This window comes from Streptomyces sp. NRRL B-1347, from assembly GCF_000720325.1.
In the GTDB taxonomy this organism is placed as follows: domain Bacteria; phylum Actinomycetota; class Actinomycetes; order Streptomycetales; family Streptomycetaceae; genus Streptomyces.
The window spans coordinates 46,382-68,030 of sequence record NZ_JOJM01000032.1; the positions used below are offsets into that span (position 1 = coordinate 46,382).

The window sequence follows — 21,649 nt, forward strand, 5'->3', positions numbered from 1 at the left end:
GATCCGGGCCGCCGCAGGTGGGGCCGGAGACCGGCCAGTTCAGGCCGCCCACGCGGCGCGCGTGGGCGGCGCGTACGGCGGGCGGGGCGGCGCGTACGGCAGGCGTGGGCGGCGCGTACGGCGGGCGGGACGGCGCGTATGGCAGGCGGGGGGGGCGGGTCAGTCGCGCCAGCCGCGCAGCACTGCGTCGAACTGCTCCCGCGTCTTGTCCCAGCTCTCCTCGGGACCCGACATGTAGATCACGTACTCGACGCCGTCCCGGCTGATGTACGCCTGCGAGATCGCGTGCCGGGGGCCCTTGGTGGTGTCGTTCGAGCCCGCCGTCCAGCTGAACTCCCACAGCGCGCCCGGCCGGTCGCGGAAGCTGTTGGAGTTCAGGTGCAGGCGCCGGAAGTCGGGCAGCTTGAGCTGTCTCTCCAGGTCGAGCTGGTGGGCGTAGGGGCTGTCGAAGTCCGGGCTGCGGTCGACGGCGATGCGGACGAAGTGGCGACCGTTGTCCGGCGTGTAGTCGATCTGGCTGCCGTCCACGCGCCGTGCCCAGCCCTTGGGCAGCATCAGGCTGAAGCCCTCGGCGTCGCGCACCCGCACCCAGTCGGCGGGGATGCCGCCGACAACCTTGTCACCGTCCTTGCCGCCCTTGCTGTTCCGCTCCTCACCGGCATCGGCGCGGGCACGGCCCTCGCCGTCGCCGCCGTACTGCAAGTACCCGAACACCGCGCCGCCGCCGAGCAGCGCCGCCGCGGCGACCAGCGCGAGTCGCCTGGCCCAGCGTCCCCGGCCGGGCGCCGCGGGGGCCGCGGGCGTCGGCTGCGGCGCGGTCACGGGCTGGGCCACGGGGGGTGCCACGGGCGGCGGCAGCTGGTTGGTGCGCGTCGGTACGTACGCCTGCGCCGCGCTGGGCCGTCGGCCCTCCGCGGCCTCCGCGAGCATCTGCTCGGCCTCGTCCGCGCTCGGCCGTGCGGTCGGGTCCTTGCGCAGCAGCGCGGCGATGACGGGGCCGAGGGCACCGGCGTGCGCGGGCGCCGTGGGCTCCTCCGTCACCACGGCCTGCATGGTGCCGAGCGGCGAGGTGCGGCGGAACGGCGAGTTGCCCTCCACCGCCGTGTACAGCGTCGCGCCGAGCGCCCACAGGTCGGCCGCGGGGCCGGGGTTGGCGCCGCTGACCCGCTCGGGCGCCAGGTAGTCGACGGATCCCACCACTTCGCCGGTGCGCGTGATGGTCTTGTCGCCCTCGATCGCCGCGATCCCGAAGTCGGTGAGCAGCACCCGGCTGTCGTGCGAGAGCAGCACGTTGCCCGGCTTGATGTCGCGGTGCAGGACGCCCGCGGTGTGCGCGGCGCGCAGGGCCCGCAGCACCCACAGGCCGATGCGGGCGACCTCGCGCGCCTCCACGCGGCCCTGCTCCTTGACCGCGTCGGCGAGCGAGCGGCCCTCGACCAGTTCCATCACGATCCACGGCCGGTCGTCGTACTCGAGCACGTCGTGGACGGTGACGACGGCGGAGTGGTTGATCTGCGCTTGGGCCCGGGCCTCCGTCTGCGTGCGGGTCAGCAGGACCGCGCGGTCGGCCTCCTGCACCCACTGGGCGGCCGTCAGTTCCTTGACGGCGACGGTCCGGTGCAGCACCTCGTCCCGCGCACGCCACACCCGCCCCATGCCACCGCTGCCGATGGACTCACCGAGCCGGTAGCGGCCGGCGAGGAGCAGGCCCTGCATCTGATTCACGTTCCCCCGCAGTTGGTCTTGACAGGGCCCAGGTTCTGACAGAGCCAAGGGTAAGGAGGCGTGGGAAGGCAGGGAACGGGAGGGGGTGGCCGGAAGCCGCACTGTGACGGATGCGGCTCCGGTTCTTCGCCGTTCCTCCGTGATTCCTCGCGATTTCCCCGCGTATGGAGGGGTTACTTCCGATTGTGCCTGCCGGGGGCGCGCGGCCGGGCTCCGGGTGGTGCGGGGCGCGGCGGGGCAGTGCGGGGCGCTGAGGCCTCGCGGTGCGCGGTGCGCGGTGCGCGGTGCGCGGTGGCAGCCTCCGGCCGGAGCGTGTGAGGCGCGGTCAGCCGACGGCCTGGTACGACTTCGACGCTTGCTCGTACAGCCGGTCCACCTCGTCCCGCTCGGCCTCCGGGCCGCGCACCTGCACCACGTGGTACTTGCCGTCCGCGATCAGCACCAGATTGCGGACGAAGACCTCCGTGCCGTCGGAGGCCTGCCAGGTGAACTGGCCCTCCGCCATGGCGCGGCCGCCCACGTCGACCCGGCGCATCCCGCTGGAGGTGGCCCAGGACGAGTCGCGGAACGGCTGGAGTTCGCGCTCGTCCTCCTTCTGGTACTTCATCGGGTCCGTGCCGTACTCCCCGGTGCTGTCCCGGCCCGGGACGACGAGGAGCTCGAACTTTCCGTGGGTGTAGAGGACTTGCCCGCGGCCGTTCTTGGGGCTGCGCTGCCAGCCGCTGGCCACGGCGACGCGGAAGCCCTCCGTGTCCTTGCGCAGCGCGAAACCGGACGCCAGGTCGGGCTCGGTGGTCTGTGGCTCCTGCGAACGGGGGCTCTTCTCGTCGTCCGGCGTCTTGCCCGGCTCCTCGCCCCGGCCCTTGCCCTCTTCCTTGCCGTCGTCGTCCGGCTTGCCGTTCCCCGCGGGGCGGTCGTCCGGGGCCGTGCTCGACCCGCCCGCGTTCCCGGTGCGTCCCGCGCCCTCGTTCTCGTCGGCCTTGGGCATGAACAGCATCGCGTACGTCACCGCGGCCACGAGCCCCGCGAGGATCACCAGGAGCAGCACCCGGCCCAGCGAACGCGGGCCCTGCGAGGGGCGCGGCTCCCGCTCCGGCCGGGGCGCCCGCACCGGCCTGGTGTCCTTGCCGTGCTCCCGGCCGCGCTTGTGGCGGCCGTGGCCGTGGCCCGTGGCGACCGGCGCGGGCGGGCGCCGCTTGCGCACGACCTCGCCCCGGCGGCGCACCACGGGCAGCCTGCCGCCGTCGTACGGCGGTGCCGGGACCACGTGCACACCCGCGTCCGGCTCCGGCGCCGACCGCACCAGGGAGCGCAGCCAGCCGCTCAGCTCCTCGAAGTCGATGCGCTCGGTCGGGTCCTGACGCAGCAGCGACTCCACGACCGGCCGCAGCGGCCCGCACTCCTCGGCGAACGCGGGCGGCTCGGCGCACACCATCTGCACCAGCTCGGCGGTGCTCTCCTCCGGGTACGGCGCGTGCCCCTGGACGGCGCGGAACAGCAGCGCGCCGAGCGCCCACAGGTCGGTGGCGGGCCCGATGGGCGCGGCGAGCTGCCAGTTCTCGTGCACGGGACCGGCCTGCTCGGGGGCCCAGCGCTCGGTGACCGCGCCGACGACGGTCATCCGCGCGTGCCGGGCCCGCTCGGCGGCGAGCGCGGTGGTGGGGCCGCGCCGGGGCCGCCCCTCGGCTGCGGGGTCGTCCCAACGGCCACTGAGCGCATGGCCGTCCGGCTCGTCGCTCCCGTGCTCATCGGCCGACGACTCGTACGCGTCGTCGTATGTGCCGCTCATGCCGCTCGCGCCGCTCAGGCCACGCGTGCCGCTCCGGCTGCCCGGGCCGCTCGTGCCCTGCCTGTCGTACGTGTCGTACGCGTCGTCGTCCGGCGGGGCCTGCCGCTGCGGCGGCGCCGCGCGCTTGGCCAGGCTCGGGGACGGGGATTCGCCCTGCGCGGGCACTCCGCCGCGCGGCACGGCGCCGTGCCACTGCTTCCGGCCGCCGCTCTCCCAGCTCTCCCGCGTGCCGTTGCCACCGCCATGGCCGTACGCCTCGCGACCGCCGTCGCCGCCGCGCACCCCGTACGGGTCCGCGCTCCGGCCGGTGGCGCTCCCGGTGTCCGCCTGGGCCGCCTCGCCCACTTGGGCCGCCGCCCGTGCCGCGCCCGCGCGGTACGCGGCGATCGCACCGGCACGCGCCGCCCGCAGATCGGATTCGTAGTCGGGCGCGGTCCCGGCCTCCGGCTCGTACGCGGGATCGGTCTCGTACGCGGCGCCCGGCTCGTACGCGTCGGCCGCGTACGGCGGCTCTGCCCGATACGGCGGGTCGGGCTCGTACGCGGGCTCCGGGGCCGCCGCCACGCCCCGGGCCTCCTCGTCCACGAGCGCGCCCGCGGGCTCCGTGAAGCCGGAGAAGTCCTCGCCCTCGGGCCGCGGATCGTACCCGCACAGGGCCTCTTCCGCCGCGCCCGCCGCGAGCCCCGTGAGGAGCACGCGTCCGTCGTCGCAGACGAGCACCGTGCGCGCGGTGATGTTCCGATGGACCCAGCCGTGCGCGTGCAGCACGCGCAGCGCGGTCACGACGTCGGCGGCGACCTCCGCCGCGCGGAAGGCGTCCAGCGGTTTGTCGGCGAGCAGTGCGGCGAGCGGGCGGGCCGCCACCAGCTCACTCACTATCCACAGCGAGCCGTCCTCCGCGAACACGTCGAAGACCTGGTCGAGGCGCGGGTGGTCGGGGATGCGCGCGGCGGCCTGCGCGGCCTCGATGGCCCGGCGCACCGCGGGGTCGCTGGGCCTGCGGGTGGCCCGCGCGCCGGGGCGCCGGGGGGTCCGCGCGCCCCGTGCGCCGGAGCCCGCGCTCCGGAAGCCCTCGGGCAGCCCGCCGGGCAGGACGTCACTCAGGTCGCCGTCGCCGTAGCCCTCGTCGCCGACCACTTCCGCCTCGACGACCTCGGGCAGGGGAACCTGCCTGACCAGGACTTCCTGGCCGCTGTAGGTGTCGAAGGCGCGGGTCTCGGCGAACTCGTACTCATCGGCCGGCGGCAGCGGCAGGCGGTAGCGGTCGGCGAGCACCCGTCCCGCATAGTCCTCCACGATGCCTCCCCCAACCGCCCGGTGGTCAATTCCGTTCGTTTTACGGCTCGTTGCGCTTGCTTACCCTCCGCAAGCACTCACGATACGTCTCCAGGCCGGACCGTATTGACGGGATGCCAGATCTCACCGGATCGTCAACCACCGGTTCCGGCTCACTTCGGGAACCGCTCACCGGTCATCCGCGGGGTGCCTCCCGCTCACCGCTCCGGTCACTCCTCGGGTCGCCACTCGGTTCGCTTCTCGTCACCGTTCGGGTCGCTTCTCGGGTCACCGCTCGGGTCGCTTCTTCAGTCACTTCTTGGGCTGGAACGTGCGCGTGAACGTCCGCCAGGTGTCCCGGCGCTGGTCAGCGTCCCAGTCGTCGGCCTTCGCCGTGTACATCAGTCCGTAGCCGAGACCGCTGTTGACCACGAAGCCGCGGTCCACCGAGCGGTACTTCGTGCCGCCGTCGACGTAGGTGAACTCCCAGTCGGCCGTGAGCCAGCCGCGGAAGTCCACCTTCTCTATTCGGATCCGCTTGTACTGCGCCCGGACCATGGACAGCTCCTGGTTCTTCCAGTCCGCCACCGGATTGTCCTTGGGCGTCGTGGTCCAGCCGACGAGCAGCCGCTGGCCGTCAGGGCCCGTGAAACGCGCGCCCGCGCGGTCCGTGGTCTTGAACTTCCAGCCCTTGGGCAGCCCGATCGAGAAGCCCTGCGGGTGCTTGTGCGTCGTCTCGGCGCCGTCGCCCTTGTCCCTGTCCTTGCCCTTGTCCTTGCCGTCCCCGCCGATGGGCGCGCCCTGGCCCGCTCCGTCGCCCTCGCCGGAGCCCTGGTCGTCGCCCTTGCCCCGGTCGCCCTTGGCGCCGTCGTCCTTGCCCGGTCCGGAACCGCCGGACTTCTCCTCGTCCGCGTCCTTGCCCTTGCCTTCGCCGCCCGCGCTCGCGCCGCTGGAGGCCGAGGTGTCGCCGCTCTTGCCGCCCTTGCCGCTCTCGTCGCCGTTGAGCGCGAAGGCCAGCACGGTGCCGAGTACGGCGAGCACGACGACCACCGCGATGATCACCAGCGTGCGCCGGGGCACCACGTCCGTGAGCGGCGCCCTGACCGGTGGCTTCGGCGGCGCCCCGGGCAGAGTGCCGGGCTGGGCGGGGACGCGGGGGCCGTGCGGGGAACCGCCGCCCACGGCGGCGGAGTTCATTCCGACACCGCCGCCGACACCGCCACCGGCACTGCCACCGCCGCCGGAACCGGCTCCGGCGCCGAGGCCCGTGCCCGCGCCGGGACTCACCGGGGTGACACGGGTCGCCGCCTGACCGGTCGCCGGCCGCACCGACGCACCGGCACCGGCGCCCGCACCCGAACTCGCACTGGAGGCACGCTCACCACTGCTCGGGCCCGCTCCCGTGCCCGTACCCGTCGTGCGGTTCCCAGAAGCGACCGCTCCGGCGCCCGAGGCCCCGGTCGCGCCTCCGGCCGGGGCGTCCGTGCCGGAACCGCCGAGCGCCGTGCCGCCACCGGCCGCCGCGGCTCCCGCGCCCCGGGACGTCGCGGCCGCGGCCGCCTTCTTGCGCACCGAGCGGAACGCGCCCTTCAGCCGCTCCGCCGCCTCCTCGCCCTTGCGGCCGCCGGAGGTCCCGGGCGCCTGCGGGGGCACGGGCGGCAGGGGTACGACCTTCGTGGCGTCCGCCGGGTCCTCGGGGCGCTTGTCCACCGAGCCGTCCGGGGCGTTGATCACTTCCTGGAGCAGCGCCCGCGCGCTCGCGTCGTCGAGCCGCTGCTCGGGGTCCTTGGCGAGCAGGCCGTAGATGACCTTCTCCAGCAACGGACCCGCGTTCTGCGGCGGTTCGACCGCCTCGGTCATGACGGCGGTCAGCGTCGCGATGGCCGAGCCCTTGTCGTACGGCGGGACGCCCTCCACCGCCGCGTAGATCAGCCCGCCGAGCGACCACATGTCGGCCGCGGGACCGGGCTTGTGGCCGCGCGCCCGCTCCGGCGAGATGTACGAGGGGGCGCCGACGAGCATGCCCGTCGAGGTGATGGACGGGTCGCCCTCGACCTGGGCGATGCCGAAGTCGGTGAGGACCACCCGGCCGTCCTCGGCGATGAGGACGTTGGACGGCTTCACGTCACGGTGCAGGATGCCCTCGCGGTGCGCGGAGCGCAGCACGTCGAGCACGGCGAGCCCGACCTCGGCCGCGCGCCGCGCGGTGAGCAGCCCGTCCTCGCGGACGGCCTCGGCGAGGGACTTGCCCTCGACCAGCTCCATCACGATCCACGGCCGGTCGTCCTCGTCGACCACGTCATAGACCGTCACCGCGCCGGTGTTGCGGATCCGGGCGATCGCCTTGGCCTCGCGGAGGGTGCGCGTGATGAGGCGCCGCTTCTCCTCGTCGTCGATGCTCGACGGGAAGCGCAGTTCCTTCACGGCGACCGTGCGGCCCAGCGTCTCGTCCTTCGCCCGCCAGACCGTGCCCATGCCGCCCCGGCCGAGCACGTCACCGAGCCGGTACCGGCCCGCGAGGAGACGCGCGCTCTGATCCTGACGGGCCCCGCCCGTCTGCTCCGCCTCCGACATGCGTCCCCTCAACTACCCGCACAACCCGCCCTGACAGAGCCTTCATTGTCCCTCACCCGAGGACCGGTCAACGCCGCGGGTCGGATGTCCCACATGGTGGACTTCGTCGCCACGCGAACCCCTGCGCACCACCCCAAACCCCCCTGGCCATACCCCCCTTGGCCACCCCGCTCCGGTCAAACCGGCCGATCTCTGGCGTGTCCTTCCTTGACAACCCCCGGCTCTACCTCTAGAGGGGCACGATGTCCGGTGCCCCGAGGCGGGCCGCGTCCGCCGTCAGGTCGTCCGGCTGGCGCTGGGACTCGCGCTCGGCCTCCACCCGCTTCTCGTAGTGCTGGACCTCGCGCTCGACTTGGTCCTCGTCCCAGCCGAGCACGGGCGCCATCAGCTCGGCGCACTCGCGGGCGCTGCGCGTGCCCCGGTCGAAGGTCTCGATGGAGATGCGGGTGCGGCGGGTGAGCACGTCGTCCAGGTGCCGGGCGCCCTCGTGCGAGGCGGCGTAGACGATTTCGGCGCGCAGATAGTCCTCGGCCGCGTGCAGCGGGGCGCCGAGCGAGGCGTCGCCCTCGATCAGCTCGATGACCTCCTCGGCGAGGGAGCCGTAGCGGTTCAACAGGTGCTCCACGCGCACCACGTGGAGTCCGGTGCGGGCGGCGATGCCCGCGCGGGAGTTCCACAGCGCTCGATAGCCCTCGGCGCCGACCAGGGGGATGTCCTCCGTGACGCACTCCGCGACGCGCTGGTCCAGACCGTGCACCGCCTCGTCCACGGCGTCCTTGGCCATCACGCGGTACGTCGTGTACTTGCCGCCCGCCACGACGACGAGGCCGGGCGCGGGGTGCGCGACCGTGTGCTCGCGGGAGAGCTTGCTCGTGGCGTCCGACTCCCCGGCGAGCAGCGGGCGCAGGCCCGCGTACACCCCCTGGACGTCGTCGCGGGAGAGCGGGACCGCGAGGACCGAGTTCACGTGCTCCAGGAGATAGTCGATGTCCGCGCTGGAGGCCGCCGGGTGGGCCTTGTCCAGGTCCCAGTCCGTGTCGGTGGTGCCGACGATCCAGTGCCTTCCCCAGGGGATGACGAACAGGACGCTCTTCTCCGTGCGCAGGATCAGACCCGTCGTCGAATTGATCCGGTCCTTCGGTACGACCAAATGGATGCCCTTGGACGCCCGGACGTGGAACTGGCCGCGGTCGCCGACCATCGCCTGGGTGTCGTCGGTCCACACCCCGGTGGCGTTCACGATCTGCTTCGCCCGGATCTCGTACTCCCCGCCCGCCTCGACGTCCTGGACGCGGGCGCCGACGACCCGCTCGCCCTCGCGGAGGAAGCCCGTCACCCGCGCGCGGTTGGCGGCCTTGGCGCCATAGGCCGCCGCGGTGCGCACGAGCGTGGCGACATAGCGGGCGTCGTCCATCTGCGCGTCGTAGTACTGCAGGGCGCCGACGAGGGCGTCCTTCTTCAGGCAGGGGGCCACGCGCAGCGCGTGACGCCGGGTCAGGTGGCGGTGCATGGGCAGGCCGCGGCCGTGGCCGCGCGCCATCGACATCGCGTCGTACAGCGCGACGCCCGATCCGGCGTAGAGCCGCTCCCAGCCCTGGTGCTGCAGGGGGTACAGGAACGGCACCGGCTTCACCAGGTGCGGGGCGAGGCGCTCCAGAAGCAGGCCGCGCTCCTTCAGGGCCTCTCTGACCAGCGCGAAGTCCAGCATCTCCAGATAGCGCAGGCCGCCGTGGATGAGCTTGCTCGACCGGCTCGACGTGCCCGAGGCCCAGTCCCTGGCCTCGACCAGGCCCGTGGTCAGGCCGCGCGTCACGGCGTCGAGCGCGGTGCCCGCGCCGACCACACCGGCGCCCACCACGAGAATGTCCAGCTCGCGCTCGGCCATGCCCGCGAGTGACTCGGCCCGCTCCGCCGGCCCCAGAGTCGCTGTCCTCACCGCTGCCTCCCGTGATCGTCGGCTGTGGTCGCGCTCACATCATGCCCAGATTCTTGTCGCGCTCGCCGAGTTCAGCCACCGCCTGTGGACAACACTCCGACGTCGGACGGAGCCCAATGCCGCAAATCGGTCATATTTACTCCTAGTCTGACATTGCGCTGGCCCATCTTGTCCACAGGGCTTGCGCCCTCGTCCCGCTCCGGCTATTGGGAAGGACGGCTCACGCCATGCCAGCAGACCTCGCCGTCATCGGCCTCGGCCACCTCGGCCTGCCCCTGGCCCGGGCCGCCGCCCACAGCGGCATCGCCACCATCGGCTACGACCCCGCCCGCGCACCCGAGCTCGCCGGCGGCCGCCTCCCCGGCGACGGCGCGGAGGGCACCCTCACCGCCGCCGATGTCCGCCGCATGCTCGCGGGCGGCTTCCGGCCGACGACCGACCCGGCCGAGCTCGGCCGGGTCCGCACCGCCGTCATCTGCGCGCCCGCGCCGCAGGCGGCCGACCGCACGCTCGACCTCGGCCACGTGGCCGATGCCGCCCGCGCCCTGGCCGCACGCCTGCGCCCGCACACCACGGTCATCCTCGAATCGCCCGCCTACCCGGGAACCACGGAGGAATTCCTCCGCCCCCTCCTCGAAGAGGGCTCGGGCCTGCGCGCCGGACGCGACTTCCACCTCGCCTACTCCCCCGGCCGCCTCGACCCCGGCAGCCGCACCCACGGCTACGCGGGCACCCCCAAGGTCATCGGTGGCCTCACCCCCGCCTGCACCGAGTCGGCGGCCGCCTTCTACGGCCGCCTCACCGACAAGGTCGTACGCGCGCGTGGGCCACGGGAGGCCGAAACCGTGCACCTCCTGGAGACCAACTACCGCCACGTGAACATGGCCTTGGTCAACGAGATGGCCGTGCTCTGCCACGACCTCGGCATCGACCTGTGGGACGTCATCCGCTGCGCCGAGACCAAGCCGTTCGGCTTCCAGGCCTTCCGGCCGGGCCCCGGCGTCGGCGGCCACGGCGCCCCCCTGGAGGTGCCGGGCCCGGCCCACGGCGCCCGCCCCCTGCGCATGGTCGAACTCGCCCAGCAGGTCAACGACCGCATGCCCGGCTACGTCATCCAGCGCGCCGCGACCCTGCTCAACGAGCACGGCAAGTCCGCCCGCGGCGCGCGCGTGCTGCTGCTCGGCGTCACCTACAAGCCGGACGTCGCCGACCAGCAGGGCGCCCCGGCCCAGGAGATCGCGGTCCGCCTCATGCAGCTCGGCGCCGCCGTGAGCTACCACGACCCGTACGTGGCCCACTGGAACGTTCTCGGCCATCCTGTCCCGCGCGCGGACAGCCTCTACGAAGCGGCCGCCGACGCCGATCTGACGATCCTGCTCCAGCACCACCGCACCTACGACCTCCAGGGCCTGGCCGTGAAGGCCCAACTGCTGCTCGACACCCGGGGCGCGACCCCGGCGGGCGCCGCCCACCGGCTGTGACCGTCACGACGATCCCCTGAGGCACGCCGGTCACTGCTGCTACCGTGCGGATCCAGCCAATACCGCACACCAGTGCACTCTCGTGTCCCAGGGGGAATCCACATGACGCAGCCCACGCCGCCAGGCCAGCCGTACGGCCACCCGCAACAACCCCAGCAGCCGTACGGCCAGCCGGGTTACGGCTACCCCCAGCAGCAGCCCCAGCAGCCGTACGGCTCGCAGCCCTACGGCCAGCAGCCCCAGCAGCCGTACGCCGCCTTCCCGCAGCAGCAGCAAGGCTTCCAGCCCCCGTACACGGTGCCCGCGCCGCCCGCTCCCACCCGGGACAACGTGGGCCTCGGCATCGTCGTCGCCCTCGTGACCGCGCTCGTCTCGGCCGGGATCTACGGTGCCGTCATCGGTGCCACGGAGCACGAGATCGGCTGGGCGGCCGTGGGTGTCGGCTTCGTCGTGGGCCTCGCCACGGGCAAGGTCGGGGGCCGCAACCCCGCCCTCGCGGTGATCTCGGCCGCCCTGTCCCTCGGTGCCGTCTACCTGGGGCAGCTGGTCGGCGCCGCCATGGTCATCTCCGACAAGTTCCACACCAGCTTCTCGACGGTGTTCTTCGACCACTTCGACGCCCTCCAGAAGGGCTGGAAGGAAGACGCCGACGCGATGACCTTCGTGTTCTTCGCGATAGCCGCGGTGGCCGCCTTCGGTGGCGCCAAGCGCGCCGCGCAGTAGAGCGCACGCACACGCGAAGGGGCCCGGCCCGCCTGCTGGCGGACCGGGCCCCTTCGCGCTGTTCAAGCGCCGTGCGACGTCACCGCTTGTGCTGCGAGTCCGCCACCGTCACCTCGACGCGCTGGAACTCCTTGAGCTCGCTGTAGCCCGTCGTGGCCATCGCGCGGCGCAGGGCGCCGAAGAAGTTCATCGAGCCGTCCGGGATGTGCGAAGGACCGGTGAGGATCTCCTCGGTCGTGCCGACCGTGCCCAGGTCGACCTTCTTGCCGCGCGGCACGTCCTCGTGGACGGCCTCCATGCCCCAGTGGTGGCCCTTGCCGGGCGCGTCCGTGGCGCGCGCGAGCGGGGAGCCCATCATCACGGCGTCCGCGCCGCAGGCGATGGCCTTCGGCAGGTCGCCCGACCAGCCCACGCCGCCGTCCGCGATGACGTGGACGTAGCGGCCGCCGGACTCGTCCATGTAGTCGCGGCGGGCGGCGGCGACGTCGGCCACGGCGGTGGCCATCGGGACCTGGATGCCCAGGACGTTGCGCGTGGTGTGGGCGGCGCCGCCGCCGAAGCCGACGAGGACGCCGGCCGCGCCGGTGCGCATCAGGTGCAGGGCGGCCGTGTACGTGGCGCAGCCACCGACGATCACCGGGACGTCCAGCTCGTAGATGAACTGCTTCAGGTTCAGCGGCTCGGCGGCGCCCGAGACGTGCTCGGCCGACACGGTCGTGCCGCGGATCACGAAGATGTCCACGCCCGCGTCCACGACGGCCTTGGAGAACTGCGCGGTGCGCTGCGGGGAGAGCGCGGCGGCGGTCACGACACCGGCGTCACGCACCTCCTTGATGCGCTGCCCGATGAGCTCTTCCTTGATGGGCGCGGCGTAGATCTCCTGGAGGCGGCGCGTCGCGGCCTCGGCCGGCAGCTCCCCGATCTCGTCGAGCAGCGGCTGCGGGTCCTCGTACCGCGTCCACAGGCCTTCGAGGTTCAGCACGCCGAGGCCGCCGAGCTCGCCGATGCGGATGGCGGTCGACGGCGACACCACGGAGTCCATGGGGGCCGCGAGGAAGGGCAGCTCGAAGCGGTAGGCGTCGATCTGCCAGGCGATCGAGACCTCCTTCGGGTCGCGGGTGCGCCGACTCGGTACGACGGCGATGTCGTCGAAGGCGTACGCCCGGCGGCCGCGCTTGCCGCGCCCGATCTCGATCTCAGTCACGTGTGTGGCCCTTCAGCTTTCCTACGGCACTCCGTATGCCGTTCCAGTATCCCCGACACGCGCGCGTGGCCGCTACTTGTTGCGGCTGTAGTTCGGTGCCTCGACGGTCATCTGGATGTCGTGCGGGTGGCTCTCCTTGAGGCCCGCCGACGTGATCCGTACGAACCGGCCGTGCTCCTGGAGCTCGGGGACCGTACGGCCGCCCACGTAGAACATCGACTGGCGCAGACCGCCCACCAGCTGGTGCACGACCGCGGACAGCGGGCCGCGGTAGGGCACCTGGCCCTCGATGCCCTCGGGAACCAGCTTCTCGTCGGAGGCGACGCCCTCCTGGAAGTACCGGTCCTTGGAGAAGGACCGCTGGTCGCCGCGGGACTGCATGGCGCCGAGGGAGCCCATGCCGCGGTACGACTTGAACTGCTTGCCGTTGATGAAGAGCAGCTCGCCCGGGGACTCCTCGCAGCCCGCGAGCAGCGAGCCGAGCATGACCGTGTCCGCGCCCGCGACGAGGGCCTTGGCGATGTCACCGGAGTACTGCAGGCCGCCGTCGCCGATCACCGGGACACCGGCTTCCTTGGCGGCGAGCGACGCTTCGTAGATGGCCGTTACCTGCGGTACGCCGATGCCGGCGACGACGCGGGTGGTGCAGATGGAGCCGGGGCCGACGCCGACCTTGATGCCGTCGACACCGGCGTCGATGAGGGCCTTGGCGCCGTCACGGGTGGCGATGTTGCCGCCGATGACGTCGACGCCGCCGGAGTTCGACTTGATCTTGGCGACCATGTCGCCGACCAGGCGGGAGTGGCCGTGCGCGGTGTCGACGACGATGAAGTCGACGCCCGCCTCGATCAGGGCCTGGGCGCGGTCGAAGGCGTCACCGGCGACGCCGACGGCGGCACCGACGATCAGGCGGCCCTCGGAGTCCTTCGCGGCGTTCGGGTACTTCTCGGCCTTCACGAAGTCCTTGACCGTGATGAGGCCCTTGAGGACGCCGCTGTCGTCGACCAGCGGCAGCTTCTCGATCTTGTGGCGGCGCAGCAGCTCCATGGCGTCCACGCCCGAGATGCCGACCTTGCCGGTGACCAGCGGCATCGGCGTCATGACCTCGCGCACCTGGCGGGAGCGGTCCGCCTCGAAGGCCATGTCGCGGTTGGTGACGATGCCGAGCAGCTTGCCCGCGCCGTCGGTCACCGGGACGCCGCTGATGCGGAACTTGGCGCAGATCGCGTCGGCCTCGGCGAGCGTGGCGTCCGGGTGCACGGTGATGGGGTCCGTCACCATGCCGGACTCGGAGCGCTTGACCAGGTCGACCTGGTTCGCCTGGTCGGCGATCGACAGGTTCCGGTGCAGTACGCCGACGCCGCCCTGGCGGGCCATGGCGATGGCCATGCGGGACTCGGTGACCTTGTCCATCGCGGCCGAGAGCAGCGGGACGTTCACCCGGACGTTCTTCGAGACGTACGAGGCGGTGTCGATGTCACCGGGCGCCATGTCCGACGCGCCCGGCAGCAGCAGCACGTCGTCGTAGGTCAGCCCGAGTGTCGCGAATTTCTCGGGCACTCCGTCGACGTTTGCAGTCATGACACCTTCCCCAAATGGCCTTGATCGGTGCGGATGTCCATGCTAACGGGAAGCGTGGCTCTCTCATTCCACAGTTCCCGGCGGCCCACGGCTTCATAGGTTCCTACAGAGGCAGCCCCAAGGCCCCTGGTCGGCCGTGTTGCGCCCGGCGCCGGAGGACCGCGCCGTCGCACGAGGTGCCGTCGCGGCGGAAAAGAGATCCCTGCCACAGGGGGTTTCAGCGCGAGCGAGAGCGAGGGCGACACGCCGGGGCGCGGGAAGGCCTACTGCTCGGCCAGGGCCCGCAGACGGCTCAGCGCGCGGTGCTGCGCCACCCGGACCGCGCCGGGCGACATGCCCAGCATCTGCCCGGTCTCCTCGGCGGTGAGGCCCACGGCGACGCGGAGCAGCAGCAGCTCGCGCTGGTTCTCCGGGAGGTTCGCCAGGAGCTTCTTGGCCCATTCCGCGTCGCTGCTGAGCAGCGCCCGCTCCTCGGGCCCGAGGGAGTCGTCGGGCCGCTCGGGCATCTCGTCCGAGGGCACGGCGGTCGACCCCGGGTGGCGCATCGCCGCCCGCTGGAGGTCCGCGACCTTGTGCGCGGCGATGGCGAAGACGAAGGCTTCGAAGGGCCGCCCGGTGTCGCGGTAGCGCGGCAGCGCGAGCAGGACCGCGACACAGACCTCCTGTGCGAGGTCCTCCACGAAGTGGCGGGCGTCACCCGGGAGTCGGGAGAGCCGGGTGCGGCAGTAGCGCAGGGCGAGGGGGTGCACATGGGCCAGGAGGTCGTGCGTGGCCTGCTCGTCGCCCTCGACAGCGCGAAGGACGAGGGCACCGATCACCGTCGTCTTGTCCTCGCGCATCGGTCCATGGTGCCTCGGCGCTGACTGATCTGTGGCACCGCGTCCATAGTTGTGCACCGAAGCGTTATGAGCAGGTGCGCCGAAACTCATCTCCCGCACCCTCCCCTTGCGCTCGGCCGACTCGTCCCCAAGGAACTCCACACCTTCAAGGATGCGGCATCGGCGGCGAAGCGCCACAAGCCGCTCCCGCGGCGGGCGGTTGCGGGTGCCCATGGCCCCGTCCGCCGCACGGCGGACGGGGAACTCCATGCCCCCCGCGACAGCCCGGCTAGCGGACCAGGCCCCAGCGGAAGCCGAGCGCCACCGCGTGTGCGCGGTCCGAGGCGCCGAGCTTCTTGAACAGCCGCCTGGCGTGCGTCTTCACCGTGTCCTCGGAGAGGAAGAGCTCGCGCCCGATCTCCGCGTTGGACCGGCCGTGGCTCATGCCCTCCAGGACCTGGATCTCCCGCGCGGTGAGCGTGGGAGCGGCCCCCATCTCGGCCGACCTCAGCCGCCGCGGCGCGAGCCGCCAGGTCGGGTCGGCGAGGGCCTGGGTCACGGTCGCGCGCAGCTCGGCGCGCGAGGCGTCCTTGTGCAGATAGCCGCGGGCGCCCGCGGCGACCGCGAGCGCGACCCCGTCCAGGTCCTCGGCGACGGTGAGCATGATGATGCGCGCGCCGGGGTCGGCGGAGAGCAGCCGCCGCACGGTCTCGACGCCGCCCAGTCCGGGCATGCGTACGTCCATCAGGATCAGGTCCGAGCGGTCGGCGCCCCAGCGGCGGAGGACTTCCTCGCCGTTGGCCGCTGTCGTCACGCGCTCCACGCCGGGCACGGTCGCGACCGCGCGGCGCAGCGCCTCTCGGGCGAGCGGGGAGTCGTCGCAGACGAGGACGGATGTCATGGCCGTCCTCCGCAGCTGATGCGCGTCACCTTGAGCCTCCAGGCTGGTACAAGTCGTCACCTGTGCGGTTGACGCACTCGGACACCTGCCCGAGCACTTGTTGTTTCAACCGCCTCCGCACTCTCAACGATGGTCACTCGAAAGAGTTACGGGTCGGACTGCCGCCTTCGGCACTCTACGTGAGGGCGCGGACACGGCACAGGCGGCATGAAACAGCACATACCCCTGCTGAGGCCTATGCGGGCTATGCCCCATTTAGCGGCTTTTCTTCCCTTTTCACGGTGTCTGTAGCTAGATTCGCAATGAGTCATATTTTCATCTCCTTAGACAGTAGATGTACGGTCATGGGCACCGTATCCGCGTCACGACGGCTACCAGGAGACACGCAATGGCAGATTTCTCCCGCCTCCCCGGACCGAACGCAGATCTGTGGGACTGGCAGCTCCTCGCGGCCTGCCGTGGGGTGGACAGCTCGCTCTTCTTCCACCCGGAGGGCGAGCGCGGCGCGGCACGGAGCGCGCGCGAGAACTCGGCCAAAGAGGTCTGCATGCGCTGCCCGGTGCGCGCGGAGTGCGCCGCGCACGCGCTCGCCGTACGGGAGCCGTACGGCGTGTGGGGCGGCCTCACGGAGGACGAGCGGGAAGAGCTGATGGGGCGCGCGCGCAACCGACTGGTCGCGGCGCCCGCCGGGGGCGGGGGCGCCGCCGCACCCTGACATCGAGAAGGAACGTTTCCTCTGAAGCGCGCGAGCAGTAGCGCGTACGCCGCTTCCGTACGCCGAGCGCGTGCGGAAGCGCGCAAGAACGAGCGCGTGCGGCAGCGCGCAAGAAGCGGAGCGCCCCGCACGGCGGCGGGGCGCTCGCTGCTCGGCGGGGCGCTCGGCGTCGGGGGTCCGGCGCTCGCCGCGCGCTCAGCGTTCGGCGGCGCGGGCCAGCCGGTCGAGGGTCGCCGCGACCGCCGGCACCTGGGCCAGGTCCGGCAGCGTGAGCGCGACGATCTCCCGGCGCACGGCGGGCTCCACCACCACCGCGCGGGCCCCCTTGGGACGCACCGACTCCAGGGCGAGCTCGGGCAGGACCGCGACGCCCAGCCCCGCGCCGACCAGGCCGATCACCGCCGGGTAGTCGTCGGTCGCGAAGTCGATGCGGGGCTCGAAGCCCGCGCCCCGGCAGACCTCGACGAGCTGGCGGCGGCAGCGCGGGCAGCCCGCGATCCACGACTCGTCGGCCAGCTCGCCGATGGTGACGGCGTCCGCCTTCGCCAGGCGGTGCCCCTCCGGCACCAGGCCGACGAGCCGGTCGGCGAGCAGGGGCCGTACGACGAGGTCGTCCCACTCCTCGGCGGCGCCCGCCCCCTCGTACCGGAAGGCGAGGGCCACGTCGCAGTCGCCCTCGCGGAGCATCTCCACCGAGCGCGGCGGCTCGGCCTCCTCCAGGGAGACTCGGGTGCCGGGGTGGGCGGCGCGCAGGGCGGCGAGGGCGCCGGGGACGAGCGTGGAGGAGCCGCTGGGGAAGGAGACGAGCCGGACCCGGCCCGCGCGCAAGCCCGCGATCGCGGCGACCTCCTCCTCGGCGGCGGTGAGCCCGGCGAGGATGCCCGCGGCATGCCTGACCAGGGCTTCACCCGCCTGCGTGAGGCGCATCTCGCGGCCCGTGCGGATGAGCAGCGGAGTGCCCGTGGACCCCTCCAGGGCCTTCATCTGCTGGCTGACGGCGGGCTGGGTACAGCCGAGCTCGCGGGCCGCGGCCGAGAAGGAGCCGGTGGCGGCCACGGCGCGCAGGACACGAAGATGACGGGCCTCGATCATGCTTCGAGCATAAGCGACCCTTGGGATCAATGCACAATATTGCGTAGCTGCTTTGAGCACGCTCCCTTAGCCTGACCGCATGAAGCTTCTCTCCGTGAATGTGGGCCGACCGAAGTCCGTCCCGTACACCAACTCCCCCGGCAACCTCACCGGGATCGACAAACAGCCCGTGGACGGACCCGTTCGGGTGACGGCTCCGGGTCCCAAGGGGATCGGCGGCAGCGGGCTCGCGGGCGACTCGATCGGAGAGCGGCGCCACCACGGCGGCAACGACCAGGCGGTGTACGCGTTCGCGCGCGAGGACCTCGACGAGTGGGGGCGGGAGCTCGGCCGCGAGCTGCGCAACGGCATGTTCGGCGAGAACCTCACGACGACCGGCGTCGACGTGAACGGCGCGCTGATCGGCGAGCGTTGGCGCGTCGGCGCGGAGCTGCTCCTCGAGGTCACCTCCTCCCGCATCCCCTGCCGTACGTTCCAGGGGCACATGGACGAGCAGTCCTGGGTGCGGCGGTTCACCCAGGCGCTGCGGCCCGGCGCGTATCTGCGGGTGCTCGAACCGGGCGAGATCCAGACGGGTGACGCGATCGAGATCGCGTACCGGCCGGACCACGACGTCACCGTCGCCCTGCAGTTCAGGGCGGTGACCGCGGAGCGCGCGCTGCTGCCGCGGCTGCTCGCCGCGGGGGACGCGCTGCACCCCGAGGCGACGGAGAAGGCCCTCAAGTACCTGGAGAAGCACGGCGGTTGACGCACGCCGGGGCGCCCGCGCGGGCGCCCCTCGCGGGGCGCGTGGCGCGGGGGTGGCTCCGGCCTCACTAGCCTTGGTCCATGACTACGGCTCTCATCACGGGTGCGACCTCAGGGATCGGCGCGGCCTTCGCACGGCGCCTGGCCACGGACGGCCACAACCTCGTCCTGGTGGCGCGCGACACGAAGCGGCTGCGGGAGCAGGCGACCGAGTTGCACGACCGGCACGGGATCGAGGTGGAGGTGCTGACGGCGGACCTCGCCACGGAGGACGGGATCACGGCCGTCGAGCAGCGGCTCGGCAACCGCCGCGACCCGGTCGACCTGCTCGTCAACAACGCGGGCTTCGCCAACAAGGGCCGCTATCTGGAGGTCTCGCTCGCCGATGAGCTGACGATGCTGAAGGTGCACTGCGAAGCGGTGCTCCGGCTGACCTCGGCGGCGACGGAGGCGATGCGGGAGCGCGGGCGAGGAGGCGTCGTGAACGTGGCGTCGGTGGCCGCCTTCGTGCCGCGCGGCACCTACGGGGCGTCGAAGGCGTGGATCGCGCAGTTCACCCAGGGCGCGGCGCGCGACCTGGCCGGGTCCGGGGTGCGTCTCATGGCCCTGTGCCCCGGCTTCGTGCGCACCGAGTTCCACGAGCGGGCGGGCATGGGCACGGACAACATCCCCAAGTGGATGTGGCTCGACGCGGACAAGCTCGTCGCCACCGCCCTCACCGACCTGGCCCGCGGCAAGGCCCTCTCCGTGCCGGACCCCCGCTACAAGGCCATGATGGGCGTGGTGAAGGTGACGCCGCGCGCCCTGCTCGGCGGGGTGACGTCGCGGACCGGACGGAAGTACGGCCCGAAGTAGGCCGGTTGCAGCAGACCGGTCGGAGGCGCCCCGGGAACGCGAAGGCCCGGCCCCCCGCGACGGGGAGCCGGGCCTTCGGTCAGCCCGAGTCGGCAGAGCGACTCAGGTCACGCTCAGTGGGAGTGGCCGTGACCGTGGCCGTGCCCGGCGTCGGCCTCGTCCTCGGCCGGCTTCTCGACGACCAGGGTCTCGGTCGTGAGCAGCAGGGAGGCGATGGAGGCGGCGTTCTCCAGGGCGGAGCGCGTCACCTTGACCGGGTCGATGACGCCGGCCTTGACCAGGTCGACGTACTCGCCGGTCGCGGCGTTGAAGCCGTGGCCCTTCTCCAGCTCCGCCACCTTGGTGGTGATGACGTAGCCCTCGAGGCCGGCGTTCTCGGCGATCCAGCGCAGCGGCTCGACGGCGGCGCTGCGGACGACCGCGACACCGGTGGCCTCGTCGCCGGCCAGGTCGAGGTTGCCCTCGAGGACCTTGGCGGCGTGGACGAGCGCGGAGCCACCACCGGAGACGATGCCCTCCTCGACCGCGGCGCGGGTCGCGGAGATGGCGTCCTCCAGGCGGTGCTTCTTCTCCTTCAGCTCCACCTCGGTGGCGGCGCCGACCTTGATCACGCACACGCCGCCGGCCAGCTTCGCGAGGCGCTCCTGGAGCTTCTCGCGGTCCCAGTCGGAGTCGGTGGACTCGATCTCGGCCTTGATCTGGGCGACGCGGCCCTCGACGTCACCGGCGTTGCCGCCGCCGTCGACGATGGTGGTGTCGTCCTTGGTGATCGTCACGCGGCGGGCGGAGCCGAGCACGTCCAGGCCGACCTGGTCGAGCTTGAGGCCGACCTCCTCGGCGACGACGGTGCCGCCGGTGAGGGTGGCCATGTCGCCGAGCATCGCCTTGCGGCGGTCGCCGAAGCCGGGGGCCTTCACCGCGACGGCGTTGAAGGTGCCGCGGATCTTGTTCACGACGAGGGTCGAGAGGGCCTCGCCCTCGACGTCCTCGGCGATGATCAGGAGCGGCTTCGAGGCGCCGGCCTGGATGACCTTCTCCAGGAGCGGGAGCAGGTCCTGGATGGAGGAGATCTTGCCCTGGTGGATGAGGATGTACGGGTCCTCGAGGACGGCCTCCATGCGCTCCTGGTCCGTCACGAAGTACGGCGACAGGTAGCCCTTGTCGAAGGCCATGCCCTCGGTGAAGTCCAGCTCGAGACCGAAGGTGTTGGACTCCTCGACGGTGATGACACCGTCCTTGCCGACCTTGTCCATCGCCTCGGCGATGAGCTCGCCGACCTGCTGGTCCTGGGCGGAGAGCCCGGCCACGGCGGCGATGTCGGACTTGTCGTCGATCGGCCGCGCGGTGGCGAGCAACTCGTCGGAGACGGCCTTGACGGCGGCGTCGATGCCCTTCTTCAGGGCGGCCGGGGATGCACCGGCGGCAACGTTGCGCAGGCCTTCCTTGACCAGGGCCTGGGCGAGCACGGTGGCGGTGGTGGTGCCGTCACCAGCGATGTCGTTGGTCTTGGTCGCCACCTCCTTCACCAGCTGGGCGCCGAGGTTCTCGTACGGGTCCTCGACCTCGACCTCACGGGCGATGGTGACGCCGTCGTTGGTGATGGTCGGGGCGCCGAACTTCTTGTCGATGACGACGTTGCGGCCCTTGGGGCCGATCGTCACCTTGACGGTGTCGGCAAGCTTGTTGACGCCGCGCTCAAGGGCGCGACGGGCGTCCTCGTCGAACTTCAGGATCTTCGCCATGGGAGCGGTTCAGCCCTCTCGGAAAACTCAGGGGATCCGGAGGACCCCCGGGAAAGATGCAGCAACGAACTACGCCCCTCGCCGCCCGGCAATCAGCGGGGTGACCAGGGGCGCAGCGCGAAACAAATCTGCTGGGTGAAGCAGGCGACTAGCGCTCGATCACTTCTCGATGATCGCGAGCACGTCACGGGCGGAGAGCACCAGGTACTCGTCGCCGTTGTACTTCACCTCGGTGCCGCCGTACTTGCTGTAGAGCACGACGTCGCCGACCTTCACGTCGAGCGGCAGGCGCTCGCCGTTCTCGAAGCGGCCCGGGCCCACGGCGAGGACGGCGCCCTCCTGGGGCTTCTCCTTCGCGGTGTCCGGGATAACCAGGCCAGAGGCCGTGGTCTGCTCGGCGTCGAGCGGCTGGACCACAATGCGGTCCTCGAGCGGCTTGATGGCAACCTTGGAGCTGGCGGTCGTCACGATCCGACCTCCCCCTTCGGAGA

Annotated in this window: 16 protein-coding genes; 5 read left to right on the forward strand and 11 right to left on the reverse strand. The window is 72.3% G+C overall.

Translation table 11 applies throughout. The features are described 5' to 3' along the window. Positions 1 to 159: 159 nt before the first annotated feature. From IG74_RS0125305 to IG74_RS0125320, 4 genes are all read right to left on the reverse strand, one after another. Positions 160 to 1,716, reverse strand: coding sequence for a serine/threonine-protein kinase (locus IG74_RS0125305; protein ID WP_030681678.1), 1,557 nt, complete (start codon positions 1,714 to 1,716; stop codon positions 160 to 162). Positions 1,717 to 2,050: 334 nt separating this feature from the next. Next, positions 2,051 to 4,810: a protein kinase gene (locus IG74_RS0125310; protein ID WP_030681680.1), complete on the reverse strand. Its 2,760-nt coding sequence runs from the start codon at positions 4,808 to 4,810 to the stop codon at positions 2,051 to 2,053. Between the two features lie 291 nt (positions 4,811 to 5,101). Beyond that, complete coding sequence (locus IG74_RS0125315) at positions 5,102 to 7,363, reverse strand: serine/threonine-protein kinase (protein WP_030681683.1); 2,262 nt, start codon at positions 7,361 to 7,363, stop codon at positions 5,102 to 5,104. A 229-nt stretch (positions 7,364 to 7,592) separates the two neighbouring features. After that, complete coding sequence (locus IG74_RS0125320; protein WP_030681686.1) at positions 7,593 to 9,299, reverse strand: glycerol-3-phosphate dehydrogenase/oxidase; 1,707 nt, start codon at positions 9,297 to 9,299, stop codon at positions 7,593 to 7,595. A 227-nt stretch (positions 9,300 to 9,526) separates the two neighbouring features. Between IG74_RS0125320 and IG74_RS0125325 the strand changes: the two genes are divergently transcribed. Both IG74_RS0125325 and IG74_RS0125330 read left to right on the forward strand, forming a co-directional pair. Beyond that, entirely contained in the window at positions 9,527 to 10,780 is a 1,254-nt protein-coding gene (locus IG74_RS0125325) for a nucleotide sugar dehydrogenase (RefSeq protein ID WP_030681689.1), read from the forward strand. A 102-nt stretch (positions 10,781 to 10,882) separates the two neighbouring features. Then, positions 10,883 to 11,503: a hypothetical protein gene (locus IG74_RS0125330; protein WP_030681692.1), complete on the forward strand. Its 621-nt coding sequence runs from the start codon at positions 10,883 to 10,885 to the stop codon at positions 11,501 to 11,503. Between the two features lie 79 nt (positions 11,504 to 11,582). Here the strand turns inward: IG74_RS0125330 and IG74_RS0125335 are convergent, their stop codons facing one another. The 4 genes from IG74_RS0125335 to IG74_RS0125350 all read right to left on the reverse strand — a co-directional run bounded on the left by IG74_RS0125335 (position 11,583) and on the right by IG74_RS0125350 (position 16,007). Next, positions 11,583 to 12,707: a GuaB3 family IMP dehydrogenase-related protein gene (locus IG74_RS0125335; protein WP_030681695.1), complete on the reverse strand. Its 1,125-nt coding sequence runs from the start codon at positions 12,705 to 12,707 to the stop codon at positions 11,583 to 11,585. 72 nt (positions 12,708 to 12,779) lie between these two features. After that, on the reverse strand, positions 12,780 to 14,288 hold the full coding sequence (gene guaB / locus IG74_RS0125340; RefSeq protein ID WP_030681698.1) for an IMP dehydrogenase: 1,509 nt from the start codon (positions 14,286 to 14,288) through the stop codon (positions 12,780 to 12,782). Between the two features lie 263 nt (positions 14,289 to 14,551). Then, positions 14,552 to 15,127 carry a sigma-70 family RNA polymerase sigma factor gene (locus IG74_RS0125345; protein ID WP_030681702.1) on the reverse strand — a complete coding sequence of 192 codons (576 nt, stop codon included), beginning with the start codon at positions 15,125 to 15,127 and terminating at the stop codon, positions 14,552 to 14,554. A gap of 268 nt (positions 15,128 to 15,395) precedes the next feature. Further along, positions 15,396 to 16,007, reverse strand: coding sequence for a response regulator transcription factor (locus IG74_RS0125350; protein WP_003948568.1), 612 nt, complete (start codon positions 16,005 to 16,007; stop codon positions 15,396 to 15,398). Positions 16,008 to 16,395: 388 nt separating this feature from the next. Here IG74_RS0125350 and IG74_RS0125355 point away from each other — a divergent pair, with 388 nt between their 5' ends. Then, positions 16,396 to 16,722 carry a WhiB family transcriptional regulator gene (locus IG74_RS0125355; RefSeq protein WP_030681708.1) on the forward strand — a complete coding sequence of 109 codons (327 nt, stop codon included), beginning with the start codon at positions 16,396 to 16,398 and terminating at the stop codon, positions 16,720 to 16,722. Between the two features lie 195 nt (positions 16,723 to 16,917). Here the strand turns inward: IG74_RS0125355 and IG74_RS0125360 are convergent, their stop codons facing one another. After that, complete coding sequence (locus IG74_RS0125360) at positions 16,918 to 17,814, reverse strand: LysR family transcriptional regulator (protein WP_030681710.1); 897 nt, start codon at positions 17,812 to 17,814, stop codon at positions 16,918 to 16,920. A 79-nt stretch (positions 17,815 to 17,893) separates the two neighbouring features. Between IG74_RS0125360 and IG74_RS0125365 the strand changes: the two genes are divergently transcribed. Both IG74_RS0125365 and IG74_RS0125370 read left to right on the forward strand, forming a co-directional pair. Further along, on the forward strand, positions 17,894 to 18,562 hold the full coding sequence (locus tag IG74_RS0125365; RefSeq protein ID WP_030681712.1) for an MOSC domain-containing protein: 669 nt from the start codon (positions 17,894 to 17,896) through the stop codon (positions 18,560 to 18,562). An 80-nt stretch (positions 18,563 to 18,642) separates the two neighbouring features. After that, positions 18,643 to 19,416: an SDR family NAD(P)-dependent oxidoreductase gene (locus IG74_RS0125370; RefSeq protein ID WP_030681714.1), complete on the forward strand. Its 774-nt coding sequence runs from the start codon at positions 18,643 to 18,645 to the stop codon at positions 19,414 to 19,416. 113 nt (positions 19,417 to 19,529) lie between these two features. Here the strand turns inward: IG74_RS0125370 and groL are convergent, their stop codons facing one another. Together groL and groES are read right to left on the reverse strand one after the other, a co-directional pair. Then, positions 19,530 to 21,158 (reverse strand): chaperonin GroEL, encoded by a 1,629-nt coding sequence (groL, locus tag IG74_RS0125375; protein ID WP_030681717.1) that lies wholly within the window; start codon positions 21,156 to 21,158, stop codon positions 19,530 to 19,532. Between the two features lie 159 nt (positions 21,159 to 21,317). Further along, positions 21,318 to 21,626 (reverse strand): co-chaperone GroES, encoded by a 309-nt coding sequence (gene groES / locus IG74_RS0125380; RefSeq protein WP_004955293.1) that lies wholly within the window; start codon positions 21,624 to 21,626, stop codon positions 21,318 to 21,320. Positions 21,627 to 21,649 lie beyond the last annotated feature (23 nt).

Bases quoted from the DNA above. Each gene is read 5' to 3' on its own strand.
- IG74_RS0125315 (WP_030681683.1), bottom strand. From the start codon at position 7,363: ATGTCGGAGGCGGAGCAGACGGGCGGGGCCCGTCAGGATCAGAGCGCG.
- IG74_RS0125325 (WP_030681689.1), top strand. From the start codon at position 9,527: ATGCCAGCAGACCTCGCCGTCATCGGCCTCGGCCACCTCGGCCTGCCC.
- IG74_RS0125350 (WP_003948568.1), bottom strand. From the start codon at position 16,007: ATGACATCCGTCCTCGTCTGCGACGACTCCCCGCTCGCCCGAGAGGCG.
- groL (WP_030681717.1), bottom strand. From the start codon at position 21,158: ATGGCGAAGATCCTGAAGTTCGACGAGGACGCCCGTCGCGCCCTTGAG.
- IG74_RS0125305 (WP_030681678.1), bottom strand. From the start codon at position 1,716: ATGCAGGGCCTGCTCCTCGCCGGCCGCTACCGGCTCGGTGAGTCCATC.
- IG74_RS0125330 (WP_030681692.1), top strand. From the start codon at position 10,883: ATGACGCAGCCCACGCCGCCAGGCCAGCCGTACGGCCACCCGCAACAA.
- guaB (WP_030681698.1), bottom strand. From the start codon at position 14,288: ATGACTGCAAACGTCGACGGAGTGCCCGAGAAATTCGCGACACTCGGG.
- IG74_RS0125345 (WP_030681702.1), bottom strand. From the start codon at position 15,127: ATGCGCGAGGACAAGACGACGGTGATCGGTGCCCTCGTCCTTCGCGCT.
- IG74_RS0125370 (WP_030681714.1), top strand. From the start codon at position 18,643: ATGACTACGGCTCTCATCACGGGTGCGACCTCAGGGATCGGCGCGGCC.
- IG74_RS0125360 (WP_030681710.1), bottom strand. From the start codon at position 17,814: ATGATCGAGGCCCGTCATCTTCGTGTCCTGCGCGCCGTGGCCGCCACC.
- IG74_RS0125355 (WP_030681708.1), top strand. From the start codon at position 16,396: ATGGCAGATTTCTCCCGCCTCCCCGGACCGAACGCAGATCTGTGGGAC.
- IG74_RS0125365 (WP_030681712.1), top strand. From the start codon at position 17,894: ATGAAGCTTCTCTCCGTGAATGTGGGCCGACCGAAGTCCGTCCCGTAC.